Below are 14,234 nucleotides of genomic sequence, written 5' to 3' on the forward strand. Positions count from 1 at the left end.
GAAATGGAGAAAAAAACAGATTTTTCGTTGTCACTTTTGTTTTTTTGGATTAAAGGGTTTGTTTCAGTTGATTCAAGATTTGTAAAAGTATCAACAGGAAACACTATATTAGGATTTATTCCTGCTGGAAAAGATAATCAAAGCATTCCTTTGAAAAATATTAGTTCTACAATGATTTCTTCTCAGTATAGAATAAAACCTATTATATTAGGATTGATTATTCTTCTTATTTCCTTTAATACCCTAGGAAATAACTTTATATTCGGACTCATTTTACTATTAATCGGAATTGGTATTTTAGGTAGTGGTATGCAAAATGTATTGATTATTCAAAGGGCTGGATCGGATTATATTTTTTCAGTGCCATTCTTTGAAAAAGCTAAATTGGAAACTATTCAAGATTGTATTGCTGAAGCATTAGCTTATGATACAGATAAAACTGATTTAAATTTATTTTTCAATAAAAAATAAAAAAGACGATAGGATTTCCTATCGTCTTTTTTCACACTTACGCAAACAGAGACGTATTCGCATATAAAGCTGGTGAGCCACCTGAATGTACGAATAAAATGTTGTCTTCTTTATTAAATTTACCTTTTCTAATTAAGTCAATTAGTCCTGCTACTGCTTTACCTGTATAAACTGGATCAAGTAAAATACCTTCTGTTTTCGCAAGTAACTGAACTGCTTCTACCATTTCCGCTGTCGGTAACGCGTAACCTGGTCCTACATATTCATCAAAACATGTAACAGCTTCATGCGAAATAGAGTTTGGAATACCAACGTGAGCTGAAGTTTCATCTACAAGTTTTGCTACTTTCTCTTCTTGCTCCGCTTTTCCTCTACTTACGTTGATTCCGATTACAGGAATTTTGCTTTGCGTTCCGGAAAAACCAGTAATTAAACCAGCATGCATACCAGCGCTACCACTTACGCAAACAACTGAACTGAAATCAATTCCTTGCTCAAATGACTGAGCCATAATTTCTTGCGCACAAGCAATATATCCCATTGCGCCAGTAGGGTTCGATCCACCAACTGGAATGACATATGGTGTATTTCCTTTTTCACTTACTTCTTTCGCTACTTTATGCATTTCCTCCATAAGATCTGTTCCGTTTGGCACAACAATTACGTTTTCAGCGCCTAATAAATGATATAAGAAATAGTTTCCGTTAAAGTCTGGCTTTTCTTCTGGCTCAAGCCCTTCTTCTAACACAAGAATACATTTCATTTTTTCTTTTACCGCAGCTGCAAGCGTTAGACGGCAATGATTTGACTGAATACCACCAGCTGTAATTAACGTATCTGCACCTTTTGCCTGTGCATCCGCAACTAGAAACTCTAACTTTCTCGTCTTATTACCACCAGCTGTTAAACCAAGTAAATCATCTCGCTTAAAATAAATAGTTGGCCCACCAAGTGCCTCAGAAAAATTGTTTAACTTTTCAATTGGTGTATATGATTCTGTATATTTTTTTCTCGGAAATTTAGCTAAATTCATCAAAAACGCTCCTTTTATACTCTTTTACAGTAAATGTAACCATACTATTATTACATGGAAAAATGATGAAGTCACCTTTCTGGATTAAAAATGTATTGAAATTCGGTAAATGAAATTATATCGGCGATTTTTCAAATTTATCGACCGATTCTTAACTTTTATCGGCGATTCGACATAGAATATCGACTTACCGACAAGAAACGACATATAAAACCCAATTCTCATCAATCAAAAAAAGAGCCCACGTATTTAAATGCGGGCTCTCTCCAATCACTTATTTGCTGAAAAACGAAGAAGCTGTGTTAATCCCGGCTCTAAATTCATTTCTCCTTTATGACGAACATATACGATTTTATCTCCATCAAATTTTGGAGTGTCCCCTGGATTATACGTATGCCACTCATTCGTTCCTTCTATAGAGTACTCCATATATTCAGTTGCACCGGCAATTACGTTTTTACTATCATCAGCTGTTACATTTGGTGCCATTTGCGCAATTTTTGAATCACTAATTAATAATTTCTTAATATCCTTATCACGTTTATAATCGTAAGCCGTTACGACAACATCGTTACCGTATGCTTTCACTTGCAGTCCTTGTTTAAATGAATATCCATCTGGAGCATTCTTCTCGCCACCATTTGGTCCAGCTGACATCCAGCCTGTTTCAATTCCGCCCGTATTTACAACCGTAAATCCTTTTTCATCTCCGCCTTCAATTTTCTTTTTACCAGCCCAATCTGGTAAGTTTAAATCCCAATGCGTATGACTTGTGAAGAAAACAACTTGCGGATAGTCCTTTAATATATCGTACAATTTATCAATGTTTAAATAATCTTGTAAATACGGATTTTGTCTTGATCCAGATACCGTATCCGGTAAAACGTGATGAGAGAAAATGAAAATTGGTTTATTTTTATCTTTTTGACTATACTCTTCTAAATTTTGTTTTAACCATCCTAATTGCTCATCACTCATATATACTTCATCCCACATTTTCGAATCGTGGTATTTCATATATTTTTCAGTTCCTAAAAATAAAAGCGGATAACCGTCTAACTCTTTTTTATGATATACCTTATCTTGTCCGCTAAATTTTAAATATCGATTAAACAATGTCTCTTCCGTTACACCATTTGGCCATGTATTTTGAGAGAGTTTTCCATCAGCTGTCCATTTACCAGCGTAAAACTCATGATTCCCAACCGTTGACCATACATTCTCCGGGTGCTTATTTTTGTTTAACACACGCTTCACATCATCATATTGTGACTGCTGTCCAGTTGGCGTTATATCCCCATTCATAATAAGCGCTCTAGAAAGTGGCGTCACTTTGTTCATATCTTTTAACACGTGATCAAAATCCCCTAAATCACCTTGAATGTCACTAATAACATTAAACATCGTAGCTGTTTTTCTTACTCGCTCTTTCTCTTCCGCGTGCATTGTAAATGTCGGTAATAATACCGCCATAACAGCTAATGAAGCAACTGCCTTTTTCATACAATTTCTCCCCCTAATAATAGAATGTATAAACTGACACGCTCTACTTTCTCTTAGGTGCTTGTCCAATTCATATTATAAGGAGGGATTGTAAAGATAGATGGAGTAAAAATTTAAGTGTTTTTTAAGAGATTTTGTCTTTTTTACACTATCCATTTAACAATTGGCGTCAATTTTTCTATTTACCTATTAATATTAAATGAGTGTAAAATTATGCGATCAATCGCTTAGTTTGATATGTTGTGTTTTAATCTACTTTACACAAACTCAATAAAAAACTTTACCTTTTCAAGTTTTCTTCATTTAATTCGAACAACTCTGGTAAAATAAAACGCCCATCTTTTCTAATTAGTACATCATCGAACCAAACTTCACCCCCGCCATACTCCGGTCTTTGAATGTTTACTAAATCCCAATGTATCGCTGATTTATTCCCGTTGTCTGCACCTTGTAATGAATCTCCAATCGCTAGGTGAAAACTACCATTTATTTTTTCATCAAATAACGTATTATTCATCGGATGTAGTATGTAGGGGTTAAAAGCCAGCGCAAACTCTCCAATATATCTTGCTCCCTCATCCGTATCAAGAATTCGATTCATTCGCTCTGTATCATTTGCATATGCCTCTATTATTTTCCCCTGTTTAACATGTAACTTTACATTTTGAAACGCATAACCTTGTTGAACAGATACTGTGTTAAACGTTATTACTCCATTTACAGAATCTTTAACAGGTGCTGTATATATTTCGCCATCCGGGATATTATCCGTACCATCCCCCTTTAAAACACCTATTCCTTCAATAGAAAACTCCAAATCCGTTCCTTCTCCAATAATCCTCACTCGTTTTGTCTTTTCCATTAATTCTTTTAATGGCTCCATTGCTTTCGACATTTTCTTGCAATCTAACGTACATACATCATAATAAAATTTTTCATAAGCCTCCGTGCTCATATTTGCTTCTTGCGCAGAAGCCGCATTCGGAATGCGAGTTGTCACCCATCTCGTTTTATACACTGCTTCACTATGTGCTTTTCCAAATATCTTTTGATATAACTTCATTTTTTCTGCCGGTACATCTGCTAATTCATATGCATTTCTAGGACTACGGAGATTAATATAAACTTGCATTTTACTTAATCGATAACTCTCCCAATCTGCAAATAACTTAAATTGTTCTTCAGATCCTGATAGAATTAATTGCCTTGTAACAGAAACATCGCGCATTGATACATGCGCATATCCCCCTGCTTTTTCCACAGACTTAATAATTTCACGAACTACTGCGGGATCTATTTCAGTAACACTTTGAATTAACACATGATCACCAGGCTGCACTTTAGTTGAATGATTGACTAGTACATCCGCTAATTTCGATAGTTCTCGCTTCATTACGCTCTCGTCCCTTCACTATCGTTTCAATAGCTTAATAAAAAATAAAAGGCTCTTTTCGTAAAGATTGTTGCTTATAATTAAAATAAAGGTTAATTTTCTTAATACGGTATAGTATTTACAGCAGATTATTCAGCAAACGGGCAGGATTGTGAAAGTATTGAGTTCGAGATATCTTCCTAAAAACCATTACTATAATAAAAGGATGACAAAATTTTTATGGTTAGTATGATAATTTGGAAACAGAAGTCAGCTTAATCTATGAAAACCTTATCTGAGGAGTGATGTAGGTGAAACAAAATATTTACGATAATCCGAATTTCTTCAAAAACTACACAGCATTGCGTGAAAGTGGAATAAACGCTAATGACTTCATAGAACAGCCAGCAATCAAATCATTAATTCTGTGTTTGAAAGGAAAATCGGTATTAGACTTGGGTTGCGGTGATGGTCATTTTTCAAAGTATTGTATAGAAAATGGTGCAAAAAACGTAATAGGTGTAGACATATCCAAAAATATGATTGAACGTGCTAAAAAGTTAAATCAGGATGATAACATAGAATTTATGTGTCTTCCTATGGAGGATATGGGACTAACCAATCAAAAGTTCGACCTGATTATAAGTTCCCTCTCTATACATTACATTGAAGATTACTCGGCAATGATTCAAAAGATTAATGAACTATTAAAAAGCAGTGGTGAATTTATCTTTTCAACCGAACATCCAATAGCAACAGCTCGCAAAGGAAGCAACCATTGGATAAAAACTGAGGATGGTAATACATCACACTGGGCATTAGATAATTATCAAGAAGAAGGAATCAGAGTACACAACTGGTTTGTTGACGATAGTGTGGTTATTTATCATAGAACTGTTGCCACATTAATAAATACTTTGATTGAACACGGGCTTTCGCTGGATAAAATAATCGAACCACAATCAACTTTGGCAGGGATAGAGAAAATGCCAGATTTAATAAACGAATCGCGAAGTCCATCTTTTATTATAATCAAGTCAAAAAAAACAAAATAATATTTAAAAATATCTACCGCAATCTGGGAGCTTTTATTGAATTACGAAAACAGCCGTTTCACTAAGGAATGGCTGTTTTTTATACTTCACGCAGAAAATTCACAGTGATTTGATTACTGTAAGGATTAAAATAAAGGAAAACTATAGAAAGAATAAAAATGCTTATAGCCGCTGCTACCCCATGCCCATCAACTTAAGAATTTAGAATTCCCCCAAAAATTATGAGTTTTTTGTTGTAAGTTGTCACAAAATTTCGTTTTTATGGTAGTTTTATTTTCTTAGCTTGATTGCGATGAGCGGTACCCCATAAAGGCCCCTGATACATAATTGATGTTCTGCCATTTGTAGAAAACAATCCACTTATACCATTTTAACAAGAAGAAATATCTCGTCCATGTTGTAATATTGGCTTACGTTAAGCTTGTGAAAAAATCATATTCATGTATAATACAATTGATGTATGATACATTAGTTGTAGGAGGGTGACCTTTTTGAAAAGAGAAGATGCCTTAAAACTAAGAACAGATATTAAGAAAATGATTATAATAACTGGGGTTTTTGAATCTCAAAATTTGCCCAATGGACCATTTGAAAAACCTTTACCAACTTCTCAAATGATGGCGTTAGAGGAACTAGAGGTGGAAAAATTAACTGTTTGGCAACTATCCAATAAACTTAGATTAGAGACTTCAACTGTAAGTAGATTGGTAGATAAGTTAGTAAAAAAGGGGCTTGTTTATCGTGAAGTAAATGAAAAAAATAGAAGAGAACTTTTTCTGCACCTCACAGAAAAAGGTCACATAACTGTTAATTGCTTAAGAGAGCAATCCATTACATTTTATCAAAGTATTCTCAATAATTTATCAGAATCAGAACAAAAAATAGTTGTGGATGGTTTTGAATTATTTATTGATTCTATTTCTAAGCCTTTTGATTAGAGTGAGGTAAATCATAACATTTGGAGGATAAAATGAGTTTGGATTTCGAACGTCCTATTATTGAATTAAAAGAGAAATTTGATGAATTAAAGAAAATTATGAAAGAAAATAATGTAGATTTATCGTCAGAAATTCATGTATTAGAAAAACGTTTAAATAAAATGCAAGATAAAATTTATTCTAATATTACACCTTTTCAACGAGTTCAAATTGCAAGGCTACGTAACCGGCCCACGACATTGGACTATATACCTTTATTGTTTACAAACTTTCTCGAACTTCATGGTGATCGATTATATGGTGATGATAAAGCAATGATAGGTGGTATTGCAAAATTTAAAGGGATGCCCGTTACGGTTATTGGTCATCAAAGAGGTAGAAATACAAAGGAAAGTATAGAAAGAAATTTTGGAATGGCACATCCAGAAGGTTATAGAAAAGCGCTAAGACTTATGAAACAAGCTGATAAATTTAATCGCCCTATTATTACATTTATTGATACAATAGGCGCCTATCCAGGGAAAGGGTCTGAAGAACGTGGAATTTCTGAAGCGATAGCTCGAAATCTATTTGAAATGGCTACACTTAAAGTGCCAATTGTTTGTATTGTAATTGGAGAGGCATCAAGTGGTGGAGCTCTTGGCCTTAGTGTCGGTAACCATATCCATATGTTAGAGTATTCATGGTACTCGGTAATTTCGCCAGAAGGAGCAGCATCTATCCTATGGAAGGACGCTAAGTATGCTCCAGAAGCTGCTGAACATATGAAAATTTCAGCAAAAGATTTAAAACATTTAGGAATTATTGATGAAATCATTCCTGAAATTAAAGGTGGAGCACAAAATGATATAAAATCACAGGCAAAAATGATTGAATCTGTAATCGAATCATCTCTAAAAAAATTGATACTATTATCCTCGGAAGAGCTTATACAACAGCGATATGAAAAGTATAGACAAATAGAGAATTATAAATGAAAATATTTAAAGTCTGTATTATATTTCGGAGGATTCTCACGAAAAATTCTAAATATTTTGTAAGTAACCTCTTAAACTGGGATATGCTGATACTATTACTCTACAAAAGATGTGTGATCGGTATGGAAAAGGAAAATTTGTTCAAATGGAAGCATTATCAGCAAGATATTATTTTGTTAACTGTACGTTGGTACGGTACAACTTAATTTTTCGTAATTTAGTAGAAATGATGAGGAACCAGGATTATCCTACCATTATGCTAGAAATATATATGTTATATTTTCTTTTCCATTACCTTTGCACCAGAACCAAAAAATACGCTATTCTTTCTGTAGAATCATAGGAAAGGATGGCGTTTTTGTATGTATCTATCAATTTCTGACGAATTACAATTATTTGCTGAAGAATTATATGAACATCTTACCCCTTCATTTTTGGAAAATCTCGCTAGAGAGCTAGGTTTTGTAAAGCGAAAACGTAAATTTTCAGGGTATGATTTAGCTACTATATGTGTCTGGATTAGTCAACGAGTAGCGAGTGATTCATTAGTCCGATTGTGTAGTCAGCTACATGCATCAACAGGAACTCTTATGAGTCCTGAAGGACTAAATAAGCGCTTTAATAAAAAGGCAGTGTTCTTTTTGAAACATATTTTCTCCACATTATTAAAAAATAAAGTTTGTGGAAAGTCAGCAATTCCAAGTGCTTCACTTACCTATTTTCAGCGAATTCGTATTTTAGATGCAACCATTTTTCACGTACCAAAACACTTGGCCAATGTATATCCTGGATCAGGTGGTTGTGCACAAACAGCGGGTATAAAAATCCAGTTAGAATATGATTTACATAGTGGTCAGTTTTTAAATTTCCAAGTGGAACCAGGGAAAAATAATGATAAAACCTTTGGAACAGAGTGTTTATCAACATTACGCCCTGGTGACCTATGTATCCGGGATTTAGGCTATTATTCACTGGATGATTTAGATCAAATGGATCAACGTGGTGTGTACTATATATCGCGACTCAAATTAAACAATAGGGTATATGTCAAAAATGAATTTCCTGAATACTTTCGAAACGGAACAATAAAAAAACAATCTCAGTACATCAAAGTTGATTTAGAGCACATCATGGATACCTTAAAACCAGGACAGTCCTATGAAATAAAAGAAGCTTATATTGGAAAGGATAAAAAACTATTCACTCGGGTGATTATGTATCGATTAACAGAAAAACAACTTCGTAAGCGTATGAAAAAACAAGTGTACACAGAAAGTAAAAAAGGGATTACATATTCGGAAAAAAGCAAACGATTAGCTGGCATGAACCTATATGTTACCAATACACCTTGGGAGATTGCTCCGATGGAACAAATCCATAATTTTTACTCTCTCCGCTGGCAAATTGAAATCATTTTTAAAACTTGGAAATCCTTATTTCAAATTCATCATTGGCAACATATTAAACAAGAGCGATTAGAATGCCATGTTTATGGAAAACTCATTGCCATTTTTCTATGTTCTTCTACTATATTTAAGATGCGACAATTAATTTTACAAAAGAAGAAACAAGAATTAAGTGAATATAAAGCAATTGGAATGATTCAAGATCACTTATCAAGTTTGTATCAAGCCATACAACAAAACATCCAAGAAATAACAAAGATCCTAATCAGCCTGTTCCACCTCCTACAGAAGAACGGGAGAAAATCTCATCGATATGAGAAGAAGACTGTTTTTGATATTATGGGTGTTGTTTATGAGTATAATGGGTTGAAAAAACAAAAGAAAGTTGCATAATTTAAAAAAGGAAACCCGTTAGGGTTTATTTGGTATGCATATTATTAAGAGTATGCTTCTATTTTAGGAATGCTTTACCTCCACAAAATGAAAGTACACTTTGTTTTCATTTTTAAGTTGATGGGCATGCGCTGCTACCCCTATATAAACATTTACATTATTTTTCATAATCCTCCTACTCTACTCCCAATAGTAATATACTGACCACTTTCCAATACTATATTTCATTACAATACACGTTACTCATCTTTTAATTAGCCTTAAAATTATAAATCGGCTTAATAATATGTTTAATATCAATTGTTTCTTTTGTATTCTCAACAATTTCATCCAACGGCTTATATACCATTGGGGCTTCGTCTAAAGTACTTTCTGCAACAGATGTAGTCCAAACTGCTGTCATTGTATTTTGAAAATCCTCTAAGTTAAGTACTTCTTTAGCCTTCTTACGACTCATAATGCGCCCCGCTCCATGCGGTCCAGAAAAGTTCCAATCTGGATTTCCTTTACCAAATGCAATAATTGAACCGTCTCTCATGTTAATTGGAATGATTACTCGTTCATCTTTCTGAGCTGAAATAGCACCTTTTCGTAAAATCATATTTTCCATATCGATGTAGTTATGGATTGTAGTGAATTGATCTGTTACTTTCCACTCCATTCTAGTGATGATTTCATCCATCATTGCTTTACGATTTAACTCCGCATATTTTTGAGCGATTTTCATATCATTCATGTAATCTTTAAATCCTTGTCCTTCTAAATAAGCTAACTCTTTGCGAATCGTCGGTTTGTTAATTCCACGTATAGCTTCATGTATTTCTTTTTGTCTGCCTTCTCTTGTTAAACGTTCAATGATTTCCTCTTTAATAGATTTAACGTTGATAAGTTGCTCATAAGCAAGGTTTTGATAATACTCTGCTATTTGTTTACCTAAATTACGAGAACCACTATGAATGACAATGAATACATTCCCTTTATCATCCTCATTCAGTTCGACAAAATGATTTCCACCACCAAGCGTACCAATACTCTTTTGAGCACGTTGTAATGTAAATGGAGCTCTTACACTAGCAAAATCAATCATTTTTGTAAATCGATGTTCCTTATCTCGAATACGAAAACCACTTGGGACAAATTGACGAATCGTTTCGTCTAAGTGGTCGAAGTTGATTTCCTCTTTCTTCTTATTAATCTTAACAACTTCCATGCCACAACCAATATCGTACTTACCTCCCAGTTTCCTGAAAGAGTGGACTATACCTTCTCTACAGTCATCGAGATACGCAGTCTCTACCGTAGGCTCACCGTATTAATTATTCCTCTTCACCTCAAAATGGATGAGGAATAATTCTGTATCTTAGTCTGCTAACCTGATACAAGTCTCTGAACCATTCGATTATGTCACCATAACCACTGGCTGCTGATTGCCCTCGCCTTTTATCGTTAGGGTTCCCAGTCAATTGAGTGAGTAGTTTAAAGTCTGAGCCGATTAGTTAACCCCGACTAAATTAGGAACGATTTTATCTTGAATTGTCATTGTTGTCCCAATAGTGCAACCTGCGCCCGCATGTGTATCTGGCATAATACGAATCTTGCTATCCTTTACGAACTCTTGATTACAAAGATCAATAATTTGACCTGCTGCAGTTTCTTCAACATTAGTAGTAAATACTTTCGCTTCATTGTATTTCCCTTGTAGTTTCAACATCTTTTATTTCCCCTTCCCTTTAGTTTCTAGAAGACAGTGCTTAATATATAATTGAATTATTGGAGCTTTAAGTGGTGACACAAATGACTGATATATTCAGATGAAATATAAATTATTCAACAATATATTTATAATTATATTTTCCATCACTAAATTTAATTTCCTTGTTTTTCATAAAAAAGTCCAATAAATCTACCACTATGCCCTATAGTACTTTCCATGCCTACTATTCGTATCTTCCCTTCCATACAATACTCTCTTTGGATTTATAACAATCATAAAAACTGCTACTACTAAATAAAAAATTGCGTTATACATGATTAAATCAATTAAGTTTCCGTTTATTATGCCAATAAAAAAATTAAAGAATTGGTGGATGATGATTGGGATGATTAAATTTTGATTTAAGTTATAAAATGCTGTCATGACAATTTTAATGGATATGATAGAAATCATAAAAAATAAGATATATTTGAATAAATCAATTCCCATAAATCCTGTAGTAAACCATATAGGTAAATGCCACATCCCCCACCAAAATCCTATGATTATCGAAGCTTTTAATGGTGAATGCTTCTTTTGGAGCTCAATTTGGGCGAAACCTCTCCAACCTATTTCTTCTCCTAGTGGCCCTGCAAGAAAGTTTTTAACAAAGAAATAGATTAGCATTCCCCATGAAGATACAGTAAAAATAGAGTCTACTTCACTGTTTTTAGATATCAGAAACATAATCATTAAAAATATGAAAGCTTGAATCATACTGACAGTAAGAATCACAGATAATTTAAGTTTATTCTTGAATTTATCTTTTACAAATTGGATAAAACTCTGCCCGGGATAGATTTTTTTAAATAGCACTGCAAAAGCAAAGGTCGAGGACCAAGATGATATACAAAATATTACATCAAAAACCCACGCCGGAAATCCCAACATACTTATAGCTCCTACAAGACAAAAAAGTGGTAAAAAAATGATATTGGTTAGTAGAATAAAACTTGCTACTGGTTTTTTTAGTTTCTTTTCTCTATTCATGCGTAATCCCCATTTCAAACTAAGTATTTCGTAAACATAATAGTATTTATATTTACGAATACCTTCAGCTTAAACCTGGGGGTTACTCACAGGTCAATACATGTCTGCATTATTTGATAGGTGCATAAATTTCTAAAAATATACGTTCAAGCCCCTCTTCATACGTGGTAAGTAAAAGATTTATATAAACTAGTCCCAAAAGTTCATACCCTTTTTCTATTGCTACTTTTCTTAAACTAGCTTCCACTTTATGATCAATACTTTTCCCACCAGTTGCCCATCTTCCATCTTCGATAACTGTATAAATACATTTTGGGTGAGATAGAATTTCACCTTCTATTTCGTTATCAAAGTTCTCTACTTTTTTTACAATTATAAATTTATCTTCTATAATAGCTTCTTCATTGAAACTTATAACTCTTCGTAAAGATGTTAGAGTAACTGCCTTTTTTAAGCTGTCTGTATTCTTTTTTAAAGACTCATATTCATCATACGCAGTAAAATGTTCTATCTCTCCTTTTATTTCTAAAGACTTCATTTCTTTTACTATGTATTTCCCTACAAATCGATTGATTTTTTCACAATCTTCTTTTACTATTTGAAGCTTTTTTAAAAGAAGTTTTTTATATTCTATTTCCTCTAACACTTCTTGTTCTTTCTCTTCTAACAACGATTTTAATCCCTCTATACTCTTACTTTTTCTTAATACCTGGATTTTTTTTATTTCAATATCCATTTCTCTATAAAAATTTACCGTTGTTATATCATATATATCAAAATGATTATATTTTCTATACCCATTCTCAATATTTTGCTTTGGCTTGACCAAATCCTTTTCCTCATAAAATTTCAAAGTATCCCTAGATACACCTAAAAATTTAGCAACTTGTCCAATTGTGTACATTATGTTCTCCTTTAGCATTGCTATTTAATCTTTTACATTCATACTGCATATTCTTTAAGCTATCGAATTCTCCTTCCAATAGCCGCATACTCAATACTTTCCATCACTAAATCTCATTTCCTTGTTTTTCATAAAAAAGAGACACAGAGATCTCTCCCCATGCCTACTAATTATCTATTTCTTCACCGCATGAGCATCTACTTACTCGAACCATCCTGCATGCAGCCACAACAACCACGTTCGGTCAGAACAATGCTTTTCCCTCTCGTTGAAAAAAGACACACTACTCGTTCTTGCAAACGCCATTCTCGCAAACTGGACCGGCTTCGTCTGAAGTAGTATTCAGCACGGCCAGTGACTGTGATTCAGCCCATGTTTTCTCAAGCGCTTCGAGAAACACATTCGCCGGCTGCGCACCAGAAACAGCATATTTGCGATCGATAACGTAAAACGGTACGCCACTTACACCCAAACGAATGCCCTCGAGATGATCCGCTCGCACTTCATCGGTGAACTGCTCGCTTTTCAGCATCTCCTCTGTAGCTTTCGGATCAAGTCCTACTTCAGCGGCAATCGCAATCAACGTTTCATGACGGCCGATATGCTTACATTCGGTAAAATAAACTTTGAACAACAGCTCAGCTACCTCATTATTTTTGCCATGCTGCGCCGCAAAGTGAAGCAGACGGTGAGCGTCTAACGTATTTGTCATCTGAAGCGTATCAAATCTAAGTTCCAAACCATCTTCTTCAGCCTGTTTGGCAAGCTTCTCGTGTATCTCCTTTGCTGCTTCACGGCTCATTCCAGACCTAGTGGAAAGCGCATCGTACGCATCATATTCCGTATCTTTCTTCGCATTTTCATTCAGTTGAAAGCTTTTATAAACAATTTGCACTTGATCTTTATGAGCAAACTGCTCAAGCCCTGCTTCAATACGACGTTTCCCAATATAACAGAATGGACAAGCAATGTCTGACCACACTTCTACTTTCATTTAAAAACCCCCTTTATACTGCAACCACGTCACAACCTGGTTGACTATATTATGCATAGTACAATAACCTCTTGAATAAAGTCAACTTAGTTGACTTTATTCAAGGGGTTATTATGGATTTTGGTGCGACTAATTAAAAAAAGATATATAAAGACGTGAATTTTTCGTTTCACTATATTTTATATTCTCCATTTTTATCACTCGAACTTTAGCTCTGTAACTGAATATAGAGCTGTTTTTCAACAAAAACCGAAATTCGCCGAAAGCCTACCCTTCGTCCGTTGATAATTGTAAAGTGGACTTTTATCCCCTACTCCATAGCTACAAAAGGTTATTTAATAGTCATAGATTATTATGAAAATAATTCCTCCAAGCACCCAGATGGTATATAATGATATAATAATCTGCTTTTATATGCTCAATTTTACACAATAGAGGTTATTCA

Annotated in this window: 13 protein-coding genes and 1 pseudogene; 6 read left to right on the plus strand and 8 right to left on the minus strand. The window is 34.2% G+C overall.

Features of this window, described 5'->3' with window-relative positions; all coding sequences use genetic code 11:
* Nucleotides 1-3 precede the first annotated feature (3 nt).
* Nucleotides 4-471, plus strand: coding sequence for a hypothetical protein (locus MHB76_RS15070; protein ID WP_002110683.1), 468 nt, complete (start codon nt 4-6; stop codon nt 469-471).
* 37 nt (nt 472-508) lie between these two features.
* On the opposite strand, the gene MHB76_RS15075 is transcribed toward MHB76_RS15070, so the two are convergent.
* From MHB76_RS15075 to MHB76_RS15085, 3 genes are all read right to left on the minus strand, one after another.
* Nucleotides 509-1,504, minus strand: a complete 996-nt coding sequence (locus tag MHB76_RS15075) for a D-cysteine desulfhydrase (protein ID WP_078174899.1) — start codon at nt 1,502-1,504, stop codon at nt 509-511.
* A 270-nt stretch (nt 1,505-1,774) separates the two neighbouring features.
* Nucleotides 1,775-3,007, minus strand: a complete 1,233-nt coding sequence (locus MHB76_RS15080; protein WP_078174901.1) for a DUF4073 domain-containing protein — start codon at nt 3,005-3,007, stop codon at nt 1,775-1,777.
* Nucleotides 3,008-3,287: 280 nt separating this feature from the next.
* The gene (locus MHB76_RS15085; RefSeq protein ID WP_078174903.1) at nt 3,288-4,400 is read right to left on the minus strand and encodes an aminopeptidase; all 1,113 of its coding nucleotides are present in this window, start codon (nt 4,398-4,400) and stop codon (nt 3,288-3,290) included.
* Between the two features lie 290 nt (nt 4,401-4,690).
* Here MHB76_RS15085 and MHB76_RS15090 point away from each other — a divergent pair, with 290 nt between their 5' ends.
* From MHB76_RS15090 to MHB76_RS15110, 5 genes and pseudogenes are all read left to right on the plus strand, one after another.
* Nucleotides 4,691-5,434 carry a class I SAM-dependent methyltransferase gene (locus MHB76_RS15090; RefSeq protein ID WP_002066207.1) on the plus strand — a complete coding sequence of 248 codons (744 nt, stop codon included), beginning with the start codon at nt 4,691-4,693 and terminating at the stop codon, nt 5,432-5,434.
* A gap of 491 nt (nt 5,435-5,925) precedes the next feature.
* The gene (locus MHB76_RS15095; RefSeq protein WP_002095873.1) at nt 5,926-6,372 is read left to right on the plus strand and encodes a MarR family winged helix-turn-helix transcriptional regulator; all 447 of its coding nucleotides are present in this window, start codon (nt 5,926-5,928) and stop codon (nt 6,370-6,372) included.
* 32 nt (nt 6,373-6,404) lie between these two features.
* Nucleotides 6,405-7,349: an acetyl-CoA carboxylase carboxyltransferase subunit alpha gene (locus tag MHB76_RS15100; RefSeq protein WP_002162311.1), complete on the plus strand. Its 945-nt coding sequence runs from the start codon at nt 6,405-6,407 to the stop codon at nt 7,347-7,349.
* Between the two features lie 122 nt (nt 7,350-7,471).
* A pseudogene (locus MHB76_RS15105) lies at nt 7,472-7,590 on the plus strand (IS6 family transposase); the annotation flags it as partial.
* 121 nt (nt 7,591-7,711) lie between these two features.
* The gene (locus MHB76_RS15110) at nt 7,712-9,148 is read left to right on the plus strand and encodes an IS4 family transposase (protein ID WP_078174905.1); all 1,437 of its coding nucleotides are present in this window, start codon (nt 7,712-7,714) and stop codon (nt 9,146-9,148) included.
* A 250-nt stretch (nt 9,149-9,398) separates the two neighbouring features.
* Here MHB76_RS15110 and MHB76_RS15115 read toward each other — a convergent pair whose 3' ends face one another.
* From MHB76_RS15115 to MHB76_RS15135, 5 genes are all read right to left on the minus strand, one after another.
* The gene (locus MHB76_RS15115; RefSeq protein ID WP_002110692.1) at nt 9,399-10,358 is read right to left on the minus strand and encodes an RNA-splicing ligase RtcB; all 960 of its coding nucleotides are present in this window, start codon (nt 10,356-10,358) and stop codon (nt 9,399-9,401) included.
* A gap of 282 nt (nt 10,359-10,640) precedes the next feature.
* Nucleotides 10,641-10,859, minus strand: coding sequence for an RtcB family protein (locus tag MHB76_RS15120; protein ID WP_002110694.1), 219 nt, complete (start codon nt 10,857-10,859; stop codon nt 10,641-10,643).
* 198 nt (nt 10,860-11,057) lie between these two features.
* The gene (locus tag MHB76_RS15125) at nt 11,058-11,891 is read right to left on the minus strand and encodes a CPBP family intramembrane glutamic endopeptidase (protein ID WP_078174907.1); all 834 of its coding nucleotides are present in this window, start codon (nt 11,889-11,891) and stop codon (nt 11,058-11,060) included.
* 109 nt (nt 11,892-12,000) lie between these two features.
* Nucleotides 12,001-12,795, minus strand: coding sequence for a MerR family transcriptional regulator (locus MHB76_RS15130; protein WP_002110696.1), 795 nt, complete (start codon nt 12,793-12,795; stop codon nt 12,001-12,003).
* A gap of 283 nt (nt 12,796-13,078) precedes the next feature.
* A complete protein-coding gene (locus tag MHB76_RS15135; protein WP_002110697.1) occupies nt 13,079-13,789 on the minus strand; it encodes a DsbA family oxidoreductase in 711 nt (236 codons plus the stop codon).
* Between the last annotated feature and the right edge of the window lie 445 nt (nt 13,790-14,234).

The organism is Bacillus sp. FSL M7-1345 (genome assembly GCF_038006985.1).
Taxonomy (GTDB): domain Bacteria; phylum Bacillota; class Bacilli; order Bacillales; family Bacillaceae_G; genus Bacillus_A; species Bacillus_A cereus_U.

Excerpts from the sequence above, each read along its gene's own strand:
- MHB76_RS15070 (WP_002110683.1), top strand. The coding sequence starts at position 4 with ATGGAGAAAAAAACAGATTTTTCGTTGTCACTTTTGTTTTTTTGGATT.
- MHB76_RS15075 (WP_078174899.1), bottom strand. The coding sequence starts at position 1,504 with ATGAATTTAGCTAAATTTCCGAGAAAAAAATATACAGAATCATATACA.
- MHB76_RS15080 (WP_078174901.1), bottom strand. The coding sequence starts at position 3,007 with ATGAAAAAGGCAGTTGCTTCATTAGCTGTTATGGCGGTATTATTACCG.
- MHB76_RS15085 (WP_078174903.1), bottom strand. The coding sequence starts at position 4,400 with ATGAAGCGAGAACTATCGAAATTAGCGGATGTACTAGTCAATCATTCA.
- MHB76_RS15100 (WP_002162311.1), top strand. The coding sequence starts at position 6,405 with ATGAGTTTGGATTTCGAACGTCCTATTATTGAATTAAAAGAGAAATTT.
- MHB76_RS15110 (WP_078174905.1), top strand. The coding sequence starts at position 7,712 with ATGTATCTATCAATTTCTGACGAATTACAATTATTTGCTGAAGAATTA.
- MHB76_RS15115 (WP_002110692.1), bottom strand. The coding sequence starts at position 10,358 with ATGGAAGTTGTTAAGATTAATAAGAAGAAAGAGGAAATCAACTTCGAC.
- MHB76_RS15120 (WP_002110694.1), bottom strand. The coding sequence starts at position 10,859 with ATGTTGAAACTACAAGGGAAATACAATGAAGCGAAAGTATTTACTACT.
- MHB76_RS15125 (WP_078174907.1), bottom strand. The coding sequence starts at position 11,891 with ATGAATAGAGAAAAGAAACTAAAAAAACCAGTAGCAAGTTTTATTCTA.
- MHB76_RS15130 (WP_002110696.1), bottom strand. The coding sequence starts at position 12,795 with ATGTACACAATTGGACAAGTTGCTAAATTTTTAGGTGTATCTAGGGAT.
- MHB76_RS15135 (WP_002110697.1), bottom strand. The coding sequence starts at position 13,789 with ATGAAAGTAGAAGTGTGGTCAGACATTGCTTGTCCATTCTGTTATATT.